We start from the raw sequence: 16,342 nt of genomic DNA, 5'->3' as shown, positions 1-16,342 counted from the left end.
GGAGACCTTCGCCAGAAGGAGCACCTTTTGTCGACCTCGATCACCGTTGATACGGCAGACGAATTCAAGCAGTTGTTCCTTGAATTCGGAGCAGCTGGTGTGGTTTTTCACCAAAAATCGGAGAGGGAGCTTGGCGCGCGCGGAACTTCGTATCCTGGATTGGACAGAAGTCTCATCCTGTTCGCGAGGCCTGACTGATCAGGGACGCTTCGACCTCGAAATGCTCTGTTGGTCGATTAAGCGATCGAATTCATTGGTGTTATGAGATTTTTGGCGGAGAGAGCGGGATTCGAACCCGCGATACGGTTCCCCGTATACACACTTTCCAGGCGTGCGCCTTCAACCACTCGGCCACCTCTCCGTCCTGGCGCTGTCGCGGCCGGTTTCGCCACGCCGGTCGTCGGGAGCGCATCCCGTTCTGAAACCGAACCCTGGTTCGCGTGGGATTGTGCCTCGACCGACGACCAATCCGTTTCCGGCGCCCTGAGCCGTCGAAGCTTTGGGCGCGCGGGGCTCATCTAGTCGATCCGGCGGCGAATGCCAAGTCATATCGACCGTAATCGTGACGCTTCTTCGTGGTTTCTTTCGAAAGGTCAGGATTGCCGGTTCAGCGCCTCCTGCGTGATCGAAAAGGGATATCGCCTCCAGAAGGTGTTGACCTAGCTGCATCACGGCAGAGAAAGGGTCGAGCTATGCTTCGGCTGTTGCTTTTATCGTCGCTGCGCCAATTGCACGCTGAGGCCGCACGGCCAATTGCATGCTGAGGCCGCACGCCATATCTGTAGGGCAAACAGACGCTGGAAAGGTCTGCATGTTCCGTTTCCTGTTCAGACTTGCCGCCATGGTGGCGTTGGCCATCGCCGTCATCATGGCTGTGCTCGACGCCACCCGCACCGTCGCGGCTTCAAATCTGGTGATGACGCCGCTTAAGGTGAGTTGGAGCGCGGTTTCGCCCGATACATTGGCCAGGACGGAAGCGTTCATACGTGAAAAGGCAGGTGCGGCCGCCTGGGATTCGGTGATCGACAAGGTGCTCGATCTGCCGGGCTTCGTGCTCTTCGCGATGCTGGCCTTCCTGCTCTATGCGGTCGCTTATCGCCGGCAGCGACGGACAGGGAATTTCGCGGTCGGTGCGTAACATTCCGGCGTCTGCAGCGAACTAGAAGTCGACGAAACAGGGAGACATCTCGTGTTTTTCCTCAGTGACATGTTGAACAAGAAGATCAATCTGCCGAAGCCCGAAGAGGCATTGCCCGGCCGCGACCGGCCGATCCCGACCGCATCGAAGCACTATGTTTCGAAACGGCCGCTGAAAGGACCTTATCCCGAAGGACTGGAAACGGCGCTGTTTGGCCTTGGCTGCTTCTGGGGCGCCGAGCGGCTGTTCTGGCAGACCGAAGGCGTGTGGGTGACGGCTGTCGGCTATGCCGGTGGCATCACGCCCAACCCGACCTATCAGGAAACATGCACCGGTCTTACCGGGCATGCCGAGGTCGTATTGGTGGTGTTCGATCCAAAGGTCGTCTCTTATGCGGAACTGCTGAAGATATTCTGGGAGGCGCATGATCCCACGCAAGGGATGCGCCAGGGAAATGATGTCGGCACTACCTATCGTTCCGCCATCTATACTTTCTCGGACGCCCAGCAGCAGGCCGCAGTCGCTTCGCGCGACGCCTATCAGGCTTCGTTGCGCGCCGCCGGCCGCGACAAGATCACGACCGAGATTGCACCGGCGCCCGAATTCTACTTTGCCGAAGAGGATCACCAGCAATATCTGGCGAAAAACCCTTACGGCTACTGTGGGCTTAAGGGGACAGGCGTGAGTTGCGCCATACCTGCCGCCAACGCGACAGCCTGACACCAGGGGCGAGGTGGCGAAGGCTGGCTTTGACCACCTTCAGCATCCCATTCAGAAACGGTTTTCCATGGCGCCGCTTCGGCGCCATGCTTTTTCCAAAGGGTCAAAATTCCACGTGAATTTTGTCCCTAGCCGTGCAAGATAAAGCTTGAGCGGGAGGGAACAGCTCCTGCCGGACGTCGCAAGCCGGGCCGGACCCGGCCCTGCGGCAGACTGGAAAAATAAACCTCAGGGGTGTGGATCCTATGAAACGTATCGTTCTCGGCCTTCTGGCCGCAACCGCGCTGGCCTTCCCGGCCATGGCCGAAGACATCAAGCCGGCGCTGCTCTACGATCTGGGCGGGAAGTTCGACAAATCCTTCAACGAAGCTGCCTATAATGGCGCCGAGAAGTTCAAGAAGGAGAGCGGCGTCTCTTACGTCGAATTCGAAGTGTCCAATGCCTCGCAGCGCGAGCAGGCGCTTCGCCGCTTCGCCGAAGACGGCCGCAGCCCGATCGTCATGGCTGGTTTCTCCTGGGTCGATTCGCTGACCAAGGTGGCCAAGGAATATCCGGAGCTGAAGTTCGCCATCATCGACGATCAGGTCGATCTGCCGAATGTGCGCTCGCTGAAGTTCAAGGAACAGGAAGGCTCCTACATCGTCGGCCTGCTCGGCGCGATGGCCTCCAAGACCAAAAAGGTCGGCTTCATCGGCGGCATGGACATTCCGCTGATCCGCAAGTTCGGCTGCGGCTACGTCGGCGGTGCCAAGGCGAACGGCGCGACGGACGTGATCTACAACATGACCGGCGACACGCCGGCAGCCTGGAACGATCCGGCCAAGGGTGGTGAAATCGCCAAGACCCAGATCGACCAGGGTGCCGACGTGATCTACGCGGCAGCCGGCGGCACGGGCGTCGGTGTTCTGCAGGCGGCTGCGGATGCCGGCAAGCTCGGCATCGGTGTCGATTCCAACCAGAACGGCTTGCAGCCGGGCAAGGTTCTGACCTCGATGCTGAAGCGCGTCGACGTCGCTGTCTACAGCGCGTTCATGGATGCCAAGGACGGCAAGTTCACAGGCGGCATCAACAATCTCGGCCTCAAGGAAGGTGGTGTGGACTACGCCATGGACGACAACAACAAGGATCTCATCACCGCCGAGATGAAGGCCGCGGCCGACAAGGCCAAGGAAGAGATCATCGCCGGAAAGATCGAAGTGCACGACTACTCTAGCGACAACAAGTGCCCTTATTGATCTGTTCCTGAGCAGCGAATGAAGCACCGCCGGGCGAGAGTCCGGCGGTTCTTTTTTTGGCGACTTGGTCTATCGACGCCGCACTTTTTGAACCTTGCGAATTGCGCCAGTGTCGGCAGCTGTCTCCCGCATGCGTATGTGCTCCGCCAGGAGAACCACGATGTCCCCCACCATCCGCAAGATGCGGCATCCCGACATTGGGCCGCTTACGGGACTGCGACAGATCACCTTCTTCGAGGACGGCAAGATCTCGCGGGAAGCGGATGCGGCTGGTCTGGCGAACCTGATCGACGGAGATGGTTACGAGGCCGGTTTCGTCGCTGAGGTCGACGGCGAACTGGCTGGCTCATGCCTGTTCGTGCGCGAGGAGATCGAACCGCTGCACGACGTCTCGCCCTGGCTTGCCGGATTGGTCGTTGCGGAGCCCTATCGCGGACGCGGACTAAGCCGCTTACTGGTCGAAATTGTCGAGAAACATGCCCGCTCGGTCGGCTGTGATCAGCTTTATCTCTATACTGACGCCGCGGAGGCGCTCTACGCCAAGCTGGGCTGGGTGGTCGCCGAGCGGATGGTCATCGACGGCGAGCCGCTGATGCTGATGAAGCGGACATTTTAGCGTGGTTGGGAAGCTGCTTCAGGGTGCCCTTTCGTTCTTTCTGATGTGCCAGGTTTGGGCATCGCAGCGCTGCGGATTGGAGGGACGACATGGCGAGGATAACCGGCATAGGCGGCATGTTCTTCCGTGCCCGCGATCCGAGGCTGCTGGCGGAGTGGTACGAGCGCCATCTCGGCGTCGACGACATCGCCAAGACTGTGTGGCGGCAGGACGCGGGTCCCACCATAATCAGCCTCTTCGCCGAAGATACCGGATAGTTTGGACGTGCCGAACAGCAGTGGTTGATCGATTTCCGTGTTGACGACCTGGACGGTATGATCACCTGCCTGAACACGGCAGGCATCGCTGTCGAAACGCGCGACGAGTGGGATTCGGAAGTCGGGCGCTTTGCCCGCATTCATGATCCGGAAGGCAATCCGATCGAATTGTGGGAGCCGTCGATGGATCCGGTGAGCATAGTGAACGAAGCGGATGCTTCCTGACGAGGACTGCTTGCCTCAGCTCAGGCGACCGGCGAGATAGCCAAACGCGAAAGCAATGATCAAACCGGCGGCTACCGCGACGGCCAGTCTACCCTGCAAGGCGTGCAGGCCGATACCAACGGGCGGATGCGGTCCGTCGATGATGCGTTTGCCCGCTTTGTCCTGTCCGATTTGTGACATTTGCGGCAACTCCGCAATGCGGGCGGCGACCTCTTGCCATGGACGGCTGGCTTCCTCCGCCGCAGTTCGGTCGAACAAATGCATGCGCTCGGCCAATTGCATCACGGCGTTGCGAAAGGCGGGATCGATCTCGAGGTCGCGCTCCGCACGCTCGCGGTCGCGCTCGTTCATAAGCCCGAGCACATAATCGCTGGCACGGGCGATGCGATCACTTTCCCCAGTCATCGCTGCGCACTCCGTGTCGTTGTGCTTCGCTTTACCAGTGTGGTGGTTTTGTCACCGGAACGTCCGGCGCGGTCTGCTCTTCCAGTGCCAGAAAACGGCTGGCCAGCGCGTCGAGTTTCTTCTGCAAGCGCTCGATCGTCTTCCACTGTTCGGTGATCTGGCCGGACAATTCCTCTATGGTCTTGTCTTGTTCCGCGACGTGGATTTCCAGTGTGGTCAATCGTTCTTCGGACATATCAATTTCCCTGGGGACGTTTTCTTGGCGGGCTTGAGTCGCACAACAGCGCCTGCCAATGGCGCGTGCCCCGTGTGTTCGAAATTGACAAGCATGTCGGGATTTGTCGAGAGTGGATGCCATAACCGGCCAATTGGCAGGGGACGGGCGCCGTGCTAGGCACTTTGACCAAACGATAAAAAACCTGTGGGAACGATCGCATGGCGGAAGCCGCAATCGAGCTGATCGGCATCAACAAGAGTTTTGGCGCGGTCCGCGCCAATCGCGACATCAATCTCGAGATCACGCGCGGCACGATCCATGGCATCGTTGGGGAAAACGGCGCCGGCAAGTCGACGTTGATGTCCATCCTTTACGGCTTCTACCAGGCCGACAGTGGCGAAATCCGTGTCAACGGCAAGCCGGCCACGATCAGGACCTCCAACGATGCCATCGCAACCGGCATCGGCATGGTGCACCAGCATTTCATGCTGGTCGACAATTTCACCGTGCTGGAGAACATCATCCTCGGCGCCGAGAGCGATGCGCTGCTCAAATCCTCCATCGCCAAGGCGCGGTCGGAGCTGGAGCGGCTGGAGCGTGAATACGGGCTGGAGGTCGACCCCGATGCCATCATCGAGGAACTGCCGGTCGGTCTGCAGCAGCGTGTCGAAATCCTGAAGGCGCTTTATCGCGGTGCCGAAATCCTGATCCTGGATGAGCCGACCGGCGTGTTGACGCCCGCCGAGGCCGATCACCTGTTCCGCATCCTCAAGCAGCTCAAGGACCAGGGCAAGACGATCGTGCTCATCACGCACAAGCTGCGCGAGATCATGGCGATCACCGACTCCGTCTCGGTCATGCGCCAGGGCACGATGGTGGCGACGCGTGAGACCAAGAAGACGACTGTCGAGGAACTGGCCGAATTGATGGTCGGTCGGCGCGTGCTGCTGAGGGTGGAAAAGGGCGAGGCCAAGGCCGGCGAGGTCAAGCTCTCGGTCAAGAACCTCGTCGTGAAGGACCAGCGCGGCGTCACCATGGTCGACGACGTTTCGTTCGATGTCCGCGCCGGCGAGATCGTCGGCATCGCCGGTGTTGCCGGCAACGGGCAATCTGAGCTGCTGGAGGCGATCTCGGGCATCCGCAAGGCGGTTTCGGGCAGCGTGACCCTGGACGGCAAGCCGATCGACCTGACCGGCGCCGCAGATCCTGGCGAATTGCGTCAACGCGGGCTCGCGCATGTGCCGGAAGACCGGCATCATGTCGGCCTGGTGCTGGCTTTCGAGGAAAACGAGAACTCGATCCTCGGTTATCACAACGACAAGCGCTATCTCAAAGGACCTCTCCTCGACGTCGATGCCATCATGGCCGATGCCAAGGACAAGATCGCGAAATACGATATCCGGCCCGCCAATCCGCGCCTGAAGACTGCCAACTTCTCGGGCGGCAACCAGCAGAAGATTGTGCTGGCGCGCGAAATCGAGCAAGATCCGGGTGTCCTGATCGTCGGCCAGCCGACGCGCGGCGTCGATGTCGGCGCCATCGAATTCATCCACAAGCGGCTGATCGCCATGCGCGACCAAGGTAAGGCGGTGCTGCTGGTCTCGGTCGAACTCGACGAAATCCGCTCGCTATCCGATCGCATCCTGGTGATGTTCGCCGGGCGTGTCGTCGGCGAGCGTGGGCCCGAGGCCAGCGAAGGTGAGCTTGGCCTGCTGATGGCCGGCGTCGAGCAGAAGGAAGCCGCCGAATGAGCACGCCTTATGCCAAGCTGCCGGCCTGGGCCGATTACGGGCTGATTCCGCTGATCAATCTGGCCGTCGCCTTCATCGTCGCCGGTCTCGTCGTGCTGTTGGTCGGCGAAAATCCATTCCGCGCCGCCGTGATCCTGGTGGAGGGGGCCTTCGGCCGCGGGCAGGGCATCGCCTACACCCTCTTCTATGCCACGAACTTCATTTTCACCGGCCTTGCTGTCGCTGTCGCAATGCATGCCGGCCTGTTCAACATCGGCGGCGAGGGGCAGGCCTATGTGGCTGGGCTCGGCGTCGGACTGGTCTGCCTTGCGCTCGACAGGATCGTGCCGTGGTACGTCACGTTCCCCTTCGCCATTGCCGGCGCTGCCCTGTTCGGTGCAGCTTGGGCCTTCATCCCAGCCTATCTCCAGGCCAGGCGAGGTTCGCACATCGTCATCACCACCATCATGTTCAACATGATCGCGGCCAGCCTGATGATCTATGTGCTGCGCGACATCCTGAAACCGGAGGCGATGCAGGAGGTGAAGACGCGTATGCTGGAGGCAGGTGCGCAACTCCCGCGGCTCAACTGGATCATCGAGCTGTTCGGGACAGCCAAGATCCGTTCCGCGCCCTTCAACGTATCCTTCCTGCTGGCTTTGGTGATGGCCTATCTGGTTTGGCTCCTGATCTGGCGCACGAAGCTTGGTTACGAGATCCGCACCTTCGGCTTCAGCCAGAAGGCAGCGCGTTATGCCGGTATCTCGGAAGTGCGTGTCACCATCATTGCCATGCTCATTTCAGGGGCGCTCGCCGGTATGATGTCGATCAACGCGATCATGGGCGACCAGCACAGCGTCTACGTCGATTTGGCCGGCGGCGCAGGCTTCATCGGCATCGCCGTCGCGCTGATGGGGCGAGCGCATCCCGTCGGCATCATCCTCGCCTCGATCCTCTTCGGCGTGCTTTATCAAGGCGGTGCGGAACTCTCCTTCGAGATGCCCGCGATCAGCCGCGACATGATCGTCATCATCCAGGGTCTTGTGATCCTGTTTGCGGGCGCGCTCGAACACATGTTCCGGCCCTATATCCAGACGCTGTTCGCTTCGATCAGCCCGAAGTCTGTCGGCATGGCCGCGGTGAAGGGTGAGGGGGCCTGAGATGAGTTTCTTCGACGTCATCATCCAGACGCTGGACTCCACCATCCGCCTGTCGGTGCCACTTTTGCTGGCCTGCCTGGCCGGTCTCTATTCGGAACGCTCGGGCATTTTCGACATCGGCCTGGAGGGCAAGATGCTGGCCGCTGCCTTCGCCGGTGCTGCAGCGGCTTCGGTGTTCCACTCGGCCTGGATCGGCCTCGGCATGGCTATCCTGGTCTCGGTGTCGCTTGCCCTGGTGCACGGCTTTGCCTCAATCACGCATCGTGGCAACCAGATCGTTTCCGGCCTCGCCATCAACTTCATCGCTGCCGGTTCGACCATCATTCTCGGCCAGGCCTGGTTCCAGCAAGGTGGCCGCACGCCGGCCTTGGCTCCGAACGAACGGTTCGAGGCGATCACCCTTCCCGGAGCCGAAGCGGTGCGCAGCGTGCCGATCGTCGGGCCGATCTATTCGGAGCTGCTCTCCGGCCATTCACTGCTCGTCTATGTCGCCTTCCTCGCGGTGCCGTTCACCTGGTGGGTGTTGTTCCGCACGCGTTTCGGTCTCAGGCTGCGTGCTGTCGGTGAGAATCCGGCGGCGGTCGATACGGCCGGCATTTCGGTCGCCTGGCTGCGCTACCGCGCGGTTATCTGTACCGGCATCCTCACTGCGATCGCGGGCGCCTATCTCTCCATGGTGCAGAGCGGTGGCTTCGTGAAGGACATGACCGCGGGCAAGGGCTACATCGCGCTTGCTGCACTGATCTTCGCGAAGTGGCGGCCGGTGAATGCCATGTTCGCCTGCCTGCTGTTCGGTTTCCTTGACGCCTTGGCGATCCGCCTGCAAGGCGCACCGCTGCCGGTCATCGGCAAGGTTCCGGTGCAACTCATGCAGGCACTGCCCTACATCCTCACCGTGATCCTGCTTGCCGGTTTCATCGGCAAGGCGATCCCGCCGCGCGCCGGCGGCGTGCCCTATGTGAAAGAACGCTGATCCATGTCGCATGACCTCTACCTCGCTGCCAAGGCGGCCATGGCCAAGGCTTACGCGCCCTATTCGAAGTTCCCGGTGGGGGCAGCGCTCCGCACCGAGGACGGGAAGATCTTTGCCGGTGCCAATATCGAGGTAGCCTCCTATCCCGAGGGCTGGTGCGCCGAGACGACGGCGCTCGGCCACTACATCATGGGCGGCGGCGGCAAGATCGTGGAAATCGCCGTGATCGCCGAACGCATGGCGAAATGCTCGCCTTGCGGCGGCTGCCGTCAGCGGCTGGCCGAATTCACGAGGCCAGATACCAAGCTTTATCTCTGCGATGAGACAGGCGTGGCCGAAACCGTCACCATGGGCGAGATGCTGCCTTACGGCTTCAGGGGCGATATCCTCAAATGAAGGACGCAATCGATCGCCTCGTCGAACGGCTGGACGGCCTTGCGCCGACCGTCGCGCTGGTGTTGGGTTCGGGTCTGGGCGGACTCGTCGATGACGTCGAGGATGCCATGCGCATCCCATACGCCGACCTGCCGGGCTTCCCGCAAAGCGGGGTGACCGGCCATGCCGGCGCGGTCGTGGCAGGCCATCTCGCCGGAAAGCCGGTGCTGATGCTGGCGGGCCGTTCCCATTATTACGAACATGGCGATGCAGCCGTGATGCGCCCGGCCATCGAGACGCTGGCCGGCATCGGCATAACGAAGCTGATCCTCACCAATGCCGCCGGCTCCGTCGATCCCGACATGCCGCCGGGATCGGTGATGCTGGTAAACGATCACATCAATTTCTCAGGGTCCAATCCACTGTTCGGCGAGCCGTCCGATCGTCGCTTCGTCGGGCTGACGGAAGCCTATGATGCCGGCATGCGCGCGGCGATCGAGCGGGCGGCGAAGGCGACCGGCACGAAACTGCACCAGGGTGTCTATATGTGGTTCTCCGGGCCATCCTTCGAAACGCCGGCGGAAATCCGCATGGCACGCATCATGGGGGCCACAGCGGTCGGCATGTCGACGGTGCCGGAAGTGATCCTGGCTCGCTTCTTCGGGCTCAGCGTGGCGGCTTGTTCCGTCATCACCAACTTGGCCGCCGGCATGACGGGCGCCGAGCTTTCGCACACCGAGACCAAGGACATGGCGCCGATCGGCGGTGCCAAGCTCGCCAAGGTGCTGAAGAAGGCGCTCCAGGACGGATTGCTGGACGCGGCCTGATGTTGCCTCAGGAGGTCATCCGCAGGAAACGTGACGGGCTGAAGCTGTCGGCCGATGAGATTGCGGCCTTCGTCTCCGGTCTCACGTCTGGCGCCGTCACCGAAGGACAGGCGGCTTCCTTTGCAATGGCCGTCTTCTTCAATGGCATGAGCCGCGATGAAGCAGTGGCTTTGACGACGGCCATGCGCGATTCCGGCGATGTGCTCGACTGGTCGGATCTGCCGGGCCCCGTGACCGACAAGCATTCCACCGGCGGGGTCGGCGACAACGTCTCGCTGATGCTCGCTCCGATCGTGGCGGCCTGTGGCGCCTATGTGCCGATGATTTCCGGGCGGGGCCTCGGTCATACCGGCGGCACGCTGGACAAGATGGATTCGATCCCCGGCTATGTCAGCCAGCCCGATCTTGGCCTGCTGCGACAGGCCGTGCTGGAAGCGGGTGCTGCGATCATCGGCCAGACCGGCGACCTCGCTCCCGCCGACAAGCGGCTCTATGCTATTCGGGACGTCACTGCCACGGTGGAATCCGTGCCGCTGATCACGGCGTCGATCCTGTCGAAGAAGCTTGCTGCCGGGCTGCAGTCTCTGGTCCTGGATGTGAAGGTCGGCAACGGCGCCTTCATGGAGAAGTCGCGCGACGCGACCGCGCTTGCGACCAGTCTGGTCGAGGTCGCCAATGGCGCCGGCTTGAAGACCAGCGCGCTGGTCACCAACATGAACGAGCCTCTCGCTTCGGCTGCCGGCAATGCCGTCGAAGTCCAGAACGCGGTCGATTTCCTGACGGGCCGAAGCCGCGACAAGCGCCTGGAGATGGTGACACTGGCGCTTGCCGCCGAAATGCTACAATCGGCGCGCCTCGTCACCTCCAACCATGACGGGCTGCAGCGCGCCACGGAGGCGCTGGGCAGCGGGCGAGCCGCGGCGGTGTTCGGCCGCATGGTCTCTGTGCTGGGTGGCCCGCCGGATTTTGTCGAGAAGCACGCAAAGTACCTGCCTCCGGCGCCTGTGCAGGTTGAGGTGAAGGCGGATCGCAAAGGTTTTGTCACCGGGATCGCGACGCGCGAGATCGGGCTTGTCGTCGTGGCTTTGGGTGGTGGTCGGACACGACCGGAAGACAAGGTCGACCATGCCGTGGGCCTTACCCGCATTTTGCCTGTCGGGGCGGAAGTGCGTCCGGGCGAAGCAATCGCGCTCGTTCATGCGCGCTCGCAAGGCGAGGCCGAACAGGCTGCCATGGCCGTTTCAGCTGCCTATACGATTGGTTCCGCCAAACCGGCTTCGGAGAAGACGATCCTGCGCCGTGTTGGCCCGCGCGACTAGAGCGTAGGTTGTTTAATTCTTTGACGGAGATTGCCCTTTGCCAATGCCGTTTTTCATCAGGGTCGATCCGTCGGCTAATTCAACCCGAAAGCAGTACAGCGCCCTGCTTTGACCCTCCGGCCATCCAATCACAGAGGATATTATTTGTTGAGAAACATCGCCACGGCCGCCGCCTTGACGTTTTCGCTCAGCCTTCCCGCGCTTGCCGAGAAGGCGAAAGCAATCGACCTGAAATTCACACCGCCAAAGGAGCTTTGTCAGGTCGATCCGTCGCGCTCAAAAGCAGACCAGCAAATTTGGACGACGCTTCCGGACCCGAAAACGGCTCAGTTGACGCATACAACCTTTATCGACTGCCTAGCGTTGGAACAGGCCCGCAAAGGTGATTTTTCGGGCAAGCCGCCAACCAATGTAATTTTTCTTGCAGAACTTCCGCGTACAAAAGACCAGCAGCCGCCAATTCCTGACAATTTGAAAGGTATGATCGCTGCCTTGGTTGCAAGAGACACACCGCGCTATAAAGATGCAAAGGCGTTTTTCAGACATCCTGCGGAGATGAGCGCCGCATTCGCGTTGCTCGGCAGCGACCGCCACGGCGTTTATTACGGCCTTCGAAAATTCGGCAAGGAAGGCAAGGAAATCGGTGGCGGCTTTTCAGTTTACACCATGATTGAATCGACGCCGCTGCTAATTTGGGTGTTGCATTACGAAACCACCATTGACGAAGCCAAATATCAGGCCGTCAGGCAATTGATTGCGCGTATGCAACATGAGAACACCCCTCCTGTAACAGTAAATATGGAGGGTATGCGGGGATTGGCGAAGAAGGTTGAGTCTTGCCTGAACCTGGCAGCGGGAGAAGCAGAAGGAAAAGCCGTTGTTTCGTTTGCAATTAACGAGGATGGCACTCTTGAAGGAAAGCCGGTGGTTGTCGATCAAGGCGAAGGGCAGGGAAGCGAGATGATTGGTAAAGCGGCGGTGCGGGCGCTCCTGAAATGTCAGCCCTATTCAGAATTTGGGCTGCAGGGCCAATTTCATTTGCCGTTTGTTTTCAAATAGACGGAGGCAAGTGGACTAAACTGAGAGAAGGATGTTTGTTGAGAAACATTGCCGCTTCCGCAATCCTGACGGTCTCTCTCTGTCTTCCCGCACTTGCTGGCCAGGCAAAATCTGTAGAAGCCGAAAGTTCTCTATTTGCAACGCCGTTAAAGGAAATCGAAGAAGCCGCAGAGCAATTGCAGGAGTTCGCCGCTGGTCTCATCGTGGAGAGGCGTAATCTCGATGCCTCCATAGCGGAATTTGCACCAATACTGGAAAAAATATGCCGGGTTGAGGACGCAAGAAGGCTCGAAACGCTCAGCGTCGAAGATTACAAAATTGTCGTTCGGTACGTAAAGGCAGCGGCCACGGTAATGGACGTATTTTCGGACCAGCCGGAACATTTAATTACGCCAAACACGAACCGTCTCAGCAGCTGTTTTGACGTGGTCGTTATTGCGCATACCGTCACCTTGAACATGGCAAAGGAGATGGCGCAGAACCAATCGGTGAAGGACAATCCAGAAGGGGTGGCCGAGACTGTTGCCAGGCTAAATCGCATGGCTACCTATTCAGTAGCTGTTTTCGACGGAGTTCTGGACGGATTTTTGTTGAAAGAAATCGCGCCCGAATGGTGTGTCGAAAAGCCGGTTTTATTGCTTCCTTTTGCCAAGATTCTAAGCGAATTTCTAACGCCCAAACAGAAGCGATACCTTGCTGAAAATGTGCAGAGAACAGCGAAGGTGTGTCCTACTGGTCGGCTTGGGCTCCATCCGGTGTTTCAGCAGTTTCGTTAGTTAAGGGCATCGCGTTGGTCGAACGGAATGCCGCTGTGCCAGTCCAGATCGGGACGGAACTACTGCACCATCAGCAATGCACCGTCCTCGACGGCGTATTTGCCGAGGCGGCTCAGAAAGCTCATGCCGATCAGATTGGTGTTGAGTGCCTTGTCGTCGATGACGACGGCGTCGATGTTCTCCAGCGCGATCTTACCGACCTGCAGACTGGAAAGCCGTACCACCGCGACCTTGACCGGCCCATTGGCGGTCGAGACCTGTTGCGTGAAGTCGGAAGGGCTGATCGATAGCCCGACACGGCGCGCCGTCGAGGTGTTCAAAGCGACCAATGTCGCGCCGGTGTCGATGAGGGCATCCACCTGCCGACCATTGATCTTGAACGGTGAACGGAAGTGGCCCGTCGCATCCGCCTTGATCAACACCTTGCGGCCGAGCGGCTGCTGCGAAGCTTGTCCAACTGCGTCGGGACTGCTCCGGAGGTTCGTGGTCTTTTCACTGGCGCTTCTGCCAAGGAGTTGGTTGAGAAGCTCGGGATTAGATTGGAAAACGGAGGGAATTGCCGCCGTGCCGCCGGCGAAAATACCCAAGATGACCAGTTTACGCAGCATGGAACGCCCCCGTTCCAGGCGAACCTACGCAATCTTGGTATCCGGCACTTTAATCCTCGGCCACGATGGGGCGAAACCGCGCGGATGCGTAAACGAACAGTAAAGATCTATTTCGTTCCGAACATGCGGTCGCCAGCGTCGCCGAGGCCAGGCAGGATATAGCCCTTTTCGTTCAGCTCACGATCGATGGAAGCGGTAAAGACCGGTACGTCCGGATGGGCCGTGGTGAAGCGCTCTATGCCTTCCGGGGCGGCCAGCAGGCACAGGAACAGGATGTTGGTCGCACCGCGTTCCTTCAGCTTTTCGATTGCGGCGATGGCGGAATTGGCCGTGGCCAGCATCGGGTCCACTACGATGATCAGGCGATCGGCAAGATCACTTGGAGCCTTGAAGAAATATTCGACCGCTTCCAGCGTGTCGTGGTCGCGATAGAGGCCGATATGGGCGACGCGAGCGGCTGGCACCAGATCGAGCAAGCCTTCAAGCAAACCGTTGCCGGCGCGCAGGACCGAGGCGAAAACCAGCTTCTTGCCTTCGAGCGTGGGGGCTTCCATCGTCTCCATCGGAGTCTCGATCGTGGTCTTCGTGAGCTCCAGATTGCGCGTCACCTCGTAGCCGAGCAGAAGCGAGATCTCGCGCAACAGCCGCCGGAACGACGCCGTTGACGTCTCCTTGTTGCGCATGATGGTCAGCTTGTGCTGGACAAGCGGGTGGTCGACGACGGTTACGCCCTTCATGGTCTTCTCCTCGAACTTGGAGAAGACCCTAGCGATTAAGTCCGGGCCAAGAAACGCCTCGGTGCACGCCAACCACAGTTTTTGCGGACTTTCAGCGGCCGTTTGCCTTGTCCAGCCGCGCTATAAGGGCAGCTTTGGTTTTCTTGTCGACAAAAGCCGCATCGATCGCGGTGCGGGTCACGGCGGTCAGCGCCTTGTCGTTCAGGCCAAAGTGTTCCGCAGCAATGTCGTACTCGCGCTTCAGCGACGTCCAGAAATAGGGCGGATCGTCGGAATTCAGCGTCACCCTACAGCCGGCTGCCTTCAGCGCAGAGAAGGGATGGTCGGCAAAGCTGTCGAACACCTTCAGCGCGATGTTGGAGCCGGGACAGCACTCCAGCACCACGCCCTCATCGGCAATGCGGCGTACCAGATCGGCATTCTCAATGGCGCGGACACCGTGGCCGATACGGGCAGGGCGGATGTGGTCGAGCGCGGCTTGCACACTTTCCCAGCCCATCAGTTCGCCGGCATGGATGGTGATGCCCAGACCGGCTTCGCGCGCAATCTCGAAGGCCCGTACATAATCCTCGAAATCACCCATGCGCTCATCGCCTGCAACACCGAAGCCGGTGACGAGAGGATGCCCACATCTGGCAGCGAAACGGGCCGCCTTTTCGATCGCCTCGACGCCGGCATGCCGTACCCCTGTCACGATCATGCGCCCCTCAATGCCGGTCTTGGCCTTGGCGCGCGCCATGCCTTCGCCAAGCGCATCTGTATAAGCCTTTGGCGACAGGCCGGCGCGCGCTGCATGGTCGGGCGAGGTAAACACTTCCGAATAGATGGCGCCGTCGCGCGCCAGGCTGGTGAGATAGTATTCGGCCAGCAGCGCATAGTCCTCTTCCGACCGGAAAAGGTCAGCTGAAAAATCATAGGCGGCGAGGAAAGAGGTGAAGTCGTGCCAGACGAACGAACCGTCGCGGATGAAGGGAGAGGGGTCCTTGCCGTATTTGCGTGCCTGCCGCACAACGAGTTCCGGTGCTGCCGCTCCTTCGATGTGGCAGTGCAATTCGGCTTTCAAGACCATGAGGCATTCCTGTGAACGGGCCATCCGGCGCGGCCGAACACCGCGCCTTTGACAATAGCGTCGCCTACTGCGATCGGCTATGGTCCGGCCGATTTTATGGCGGATGAAGAAGATGTCTGTTGAGAGAACCACCGCGACCGGAGGCATGGAAACCTCCTATGGCTTCCGGCAGGTCGGAACCGGCGAGAAGCAGCCGCTGGTCAATGAGGTGTTCCACAAGGTCGCCAAGCGCTACGATCTGATGAACGACCTGATGTCGGCCGGCATGCATCGCCTCTGGAAGGATGCGATGGTCGCCTGGCTCAACCCGCCGAAAAGGCCGGGCTGGAAAGTGCTGGATGTGGCCGGCGGTACCGGCGACATCGCTTTCCGGATCATCGATGCCAGTCAGGGCCAGGCTCAGGCGACCGTGCTCGACATCAATGGCTCGATGCTGACCGTTGGCCGCGAGCGGGCGGAAAAGCGGGGATTGGCCGCCAATGTCGATTTCGTCGAAGCCAACGCCGAAGACCTGCCCTTTGCCGACAATAGCTTCGACGCCTATACGATCGCTTTTGGCATCCGCAACGTGCCGCGCATCGAAGTGGCATTGAGCGAAGCTTTTCGGGTGCTGAAGCCAGGCGGGCGGTTCCTGTGCCTCGAGTTCTCCGAAGTGGAGATGCCGCTGCTCGACAAGGTTTATGAAGCTTGGTCCTTCAACGCCATTCCGAAGATCGGCAAAGCGGTGACTGGAGATGGCGAACCCTATTCCTATCTGGTCGAATCCATCGCCAAATTCCCCAACCAGCAGAATTTCGCCGCGATGATCGGCAAGGCCGGCTTCGAGCGCGTCAGCTTCCGCAACTATACCGGTGGCATCGCCGCCGCCCATTCGGGCTGGAAGCTTTGAGGCGGGT

The 16,342-nt window shown here is 60.1% G+C and carries 18 protein-coding genes, 1 tRNA gene and 1 pseudogene; 14 read left to right on the top strand and 6 right to left on the bottom strand.

The window, feature by feature from the left end; genetic code table 11:
- Nucleotides 1-271 precede the first annotated feature (271 nt).
- A tRNA-Ser gene (locus tag L4923_RS07445) sits at nt 272-361 on the bottom strand.
- 450 nt (nt 362-811) lie between these two features.
- Here L4923_RS07445 and L4923_RS07440 point away from each other — a divergent pair.
- From L4923_RS07440 to L4923_RS07420, 5 genes and pseudogenes are all read left to right on the top strand, one after another.
- On the top strand, nt 812-1,138 hold the full coding sequence (locus tag L4923_RS07440) for a hypothetical protein (RefSeq protein WP_239363175.1): 327 nt from the start codon (nt 812-814) through the stop codon (nt 1,136-1,138).
- Nucleotides 1,139-1,189: 51 nt separating this feature from the next.
- Nucleotides 1,190-1,858: a peptide-methionine (S)-S-oxide reductase MsrA gene (gene msrA / locus L4923_RS07435; RefSeq protein ID WP_239363174.1), complete on the top strand. Its 669-nt coding sequence runs from the start codon at nt 1,190-1,192 to the stop codon at nt 1,856-1,858.
- Between the two features lie 245 nt (nt 1,859-2,103).
- On the top strand, nt 2,104-3,093 hold the full coding sequence (locus L4923_RS07430) for a BMP family lipoprotein (RefSeq protein WP_239363173.1): 990 nt from the start codon (nt 2,104-2,106) through the stop codon (nt 3,091-3,093).
- Nucleotides 3,094-3,253: 160 nt separating this feature from the next.
- Nucleotides 3,254-3,709, top strand: coding sequence for a GNAT family N-acetyltransferase (locus tag L4923_RS07425; RefSeq protein ID WP_239363172.1), 456 nt, complete (start codon nt 3,254-3,256; stop codon nt 3,707-3,709).
- An 89-nt stretch (nt 3,710-3,798) separates the two neighbouring features.
- Nucleotides 3,799-4,191: pseudogene (locus L4923_RS07420) on the top strand (VOC family protein).
- Nucleotides 4,192-4,206: 15 nt separating this feature from the next.
- On the opposite strand, the gene L4923_RS07415 reads toward L4923_RS07420, so the two are convergent.
- Together L4923_RS07415 and L4923_RS07410 are read right to left on the bottom strand one after the other, a co-directional pair.
- Complete coding sequence (locus L4923_RS07415; RefSeq protein ID WP_239363171.1) at nt 4,207-4,596, bottom strand: hypothetical protein; 390 nt, start codon at nt 4,594-4,596, stop codon at nt 4,207-4,209.
- Between the two features lie 31 nt (nt 4,597-4,627).
- Nucleotides 4,628-4,831: a SlyX family protein gene (locus tag L4923_RS07410; protein ID WP_239363169.1), complete on the bottom strand. Its 204-nt coding sequence runs from the start codon at nt 4,829-4,831 to the stop codon at nt 4,628-4,630.
- 200 nt (nt 4,832-5,031) lie between these two features.
- On the opposite strand from L4923_RS07410, the gene L4923_RS07405 reads away from it, so the two are divergent.
- The 8 genes from L4923_RS07405 (at nt 5,032) to L4923_RS07370 (ending at nt 13,032) form a co-directional block, all read left to right on the top strand.
- Complete coding sequence (locus tag L4923_RS07405; protein ID WP_239363167.1) at nt 5,032-6,564, top strand: ABC transporter ATP-binding protein; 1,533 nt, start codon at nt 5,032-5,034, stop codon at nt 6,562-6,564.
- Nucleotides 6,561-7,703, top strand: a complete 1,143-nt coding sequence (locus L4923_RS07400) for an ABC transporter permease (protein WP_239363165.1) — start codon at nt 6,561-6,563, stop codon at nt 7,701-7,703. Before L4923_RS07405 ends, L4923_RS07400 begins: the two co-directional genes overlap by 4 nt.
- Nucleotide 7,704: 1 nt before the next feature.
- Nucleotides 7,705-8,676: an ABC transporter permease gene (locus L4923_RS07395; RefSeq protein WP_239363164.1), complete on the top strand. Its 972-nt coding sequence runs from the start codon at nt 7,705-7,707 to the stop codon at nt 8,674-8,676.
- Between the two features lie 3 nt (nt 8,677-8,679).
- Nucleotides 8,680-9,072 (top strand): cytidine deaminase, encoded by a 393-nt coding sequence (cdd, locus tag L4923_RS07390; RefSeq protein ID WP_239363163.1) that lies wholly within the window; start codon nt 8,680-8,682, stop codon nt 9,070-9,072.
- Entirely contained in the window at nt 9,069-9,878 is an 810-nt protein-coding gene (locus L4923_RS07385; protein ID WP_239363162.1) for a purine-nucleoside phosphorylase, read from the top strand. The genes cdd and L4923_RS07385 overlap by 4 nt, the downstream gene beginning before the upstream one ends.
- A complete protein-coding gene (deoA, locus tag L4923_RS07380) occupies nt 9,878-11,197 on the top strand; it encodes a thymidine phosphorylase (protein ID WP_239363161.1) in 1,320 nt (439 codons plus the stop codon). Before L4923_RS07385 ends, deoA begins: the two co-directional genes overlap by 1 nt.
- Before the next feature lie 147 nt (nt 11,198-11,344).
- Nucleotides 11,345-12,256: an energy transducer TonB family protein gene (locus tag L4923_RS07375; protein ID WP_239363159.1), complete on the top strand. Its 912-nt coding sequence runs from the start codon at nt 11,345-11,347 to the stop codon at nt 12,254-12,256.
- A gap of 38 nt (nt 12,257-12,294) precedes the next feature.
- Nucleotides 12,295-13,032, top strand: coding sequence for a hypothetical protein (locus tag L4923_RS07370; RefSeq protein WP_239363157.1), 738 nt, complete (start codon nt 12,295-12,297; stop codon nt 13,030-13,032).
- Nucleotides 13,033-13,091: 59 nt separating this feature from the next.
- Here L4923_RS07370 and L4923_RS07365 read toward each other — a convergent pair whose 3' ends face one another.
- The 3 genes from L4923_RS07365 to L4923_RS07355 form a co-directional block, all read right to left on the bottom strand.
- On the bottom strand, nt 13,092-13,640 hold the full coding sequence (locus L4923_RS07365; protein ID WP_239363155.1) for a retropepsin-like aspartic protease family protein: 549 nt from the start codon (nt 13,638-13,640) through the stop codon (nt 13,092-13,094).
- A 107-nt stretch (nt 13,641-13,747) separates the two neighbouring features.
- Nucleotides 13,748-14,377: a uracil phosphoribosyltransferase gene (upp, locus tag L4923_RS07360; RefSeq protein WP_239363153.1), complete on the bottom strand. Its 630-nt coding sequence runs from the start codon at nt 14,375-14,377 to the stop codon at nt 13,748-13,750.
- A gap of 91 nt (nt 14,378-14,468) precedes the next feature.
- A complete protein-coding gene (locus L4923_RS07355) occupies nt 14,469-15,446 on the bottom strand; it encodes an adenosine deaminase (RefSeq protein WP_239363151.1) in 978 nt (325 codons plus the stop codon).
- A 112-nt stretch (nt 15,447-15,558) separates the two neighbouring features.
- On the opposite strand from L4923_RS07355, the gene ubiE reads away from it, so the two are divergent.
- A complete protein-coding gene (gene ubiE, locus L4923_RS07350) occupies nt 15,559-16,335 on the top strand; it encodes a bifunctional demethylmenaquinone methyltransferase/2-methoxy-6-polyprenyl-1,4-benzoquinol methylase UbiE (RefSeq protein ID WP_239363149.1) in 777 nt (258 codons plus the stop codon).
- The last annotated feature ends 7 nt before the right edge of the window (nt 16,336-16,342 follow it).

The organism is Terribium retamae (assembly GCF_022347545.1).
GTDB lineage: Bacteria > Pseudomonadota > Alphaproteobacteria > Rhizobiales > Rhizobiaceae > Mesorhizobium > Mesorhizobium retamae.
This window is presented reverse-complemented; position numbering and strand designations above follow the sequence as displayed.

What these genes read in the sequence shown, in the direction of transcription:
- L4923_RS07440 (WP_239363175.1), top strand. Translation starts at nt 812, where the DNA reads ATGTTCCGTTTCCTGTTCAGACTTGCCGCCATGGTGGCGTTGGCCATC.
- L4923_RS07430 (WP_239363173.1), top strand. Translation starts at nt 2,104, where the DNA reads ATGAAACGTATCGTTCTCGGCCTTCTGGCCGCAACCGCGCTGGCCTTC.
- L4923_RS07425 (WP_239363172.1), top strand. Translation starts at nt 3,254, where the DNA reads ATGTCCCCCACCATCCGCAAGATGCGGCATCCCGACATTGGGCCGCTT.
- L4923_RS07415 (WP_239363171.1), bottom strand. Translation starts at nt 4,596, where the DNA reads ATGACTGGGGAAAGTGATCGCATCGCCCGTGCCAGCGATTATGTGCTC.
- L4923_RS07410 (WP_239363169.1), bottom strand. Translation starts at nt 4,831, where the DNA reads ATGTCCGAAGAACGATTGACCACACTGGAAATCCACGTCGCGGAACAA.
- L4923_RS07405 (WP_239363167.1), top strand. Translation starts at nt 5,032, where the DNA reads ATGGCGGAAGCCGCAATCGAGCTGATCGGCATCAACAAGAGTTTTGGC.
- L4923_RS07400 (WP_239363165.1), top strand. Translation starts at nt 6,561, where the DNA reads ATGAGCACGCCTTATGCCAAGCTGCCGGCCTGGGCCGATTACGGGCTG.
- L4923_RS07395 (WP_239363164.1), top strand. Translation starts at nt 7,705, where the DNA reads ATGAGTTTCTTCGACGTCATCATCCAGACGCTGGACTCCACCATCCGC.
- cdd (WP_239363163.1), top strand. Translation starts at nt 8,680, where the DNA reads ATGTCGCATGACCTCTACCTCGCTGCCAAGGCGGCCATGGCCAAGGCT.
- L4923_RS07385 (WP_239363162.1), top strand. Translation starts at nt 9,069, where the DNA reads ATGAAGGACGCAATCGATCGCCTCGTCGAACGGCTGGACGGCCTTGCG.
- deoA (WP_239363161.1), top strand. Translation starts at nt 9,878, where the DNA reads ATGTTGCCTCAGGAGGTCATCCGCAGGAAACGTGACGGGCTGAAGCTG.
- L4923_RS07365 (WP_239363155.1), bottom strand. Translation starts at nt 13,640, where the DNA reads ATGCTGCGTAAACTGGTCATCTTGGGTATTTTCGCCGGCGGCACGGCG.
- upp (WP_239363153.1), bottom strand. Translation starts at nt 14,377, where the DNA reads ATGAAGGGCGTAACCGTCGTCGACCACCCGCTTGTCCAGCACAAGCTG.
- L4923_RS07355 (WP_239363151.1), bottom strand. Translation starts at nt 15,446, where the DNA reads ATGGTCTTGAAAGCCGAATTGCACTGCCACATCGAAGGAGCGGCAGCA.
- ubiE (WP_239363149.1), top strand. Translation starts at nt 15,559, where the DNA reads ATGTCTGTTGAGAGAACCACCGCGACCGGAGGCATGGAAACCTCCTAT.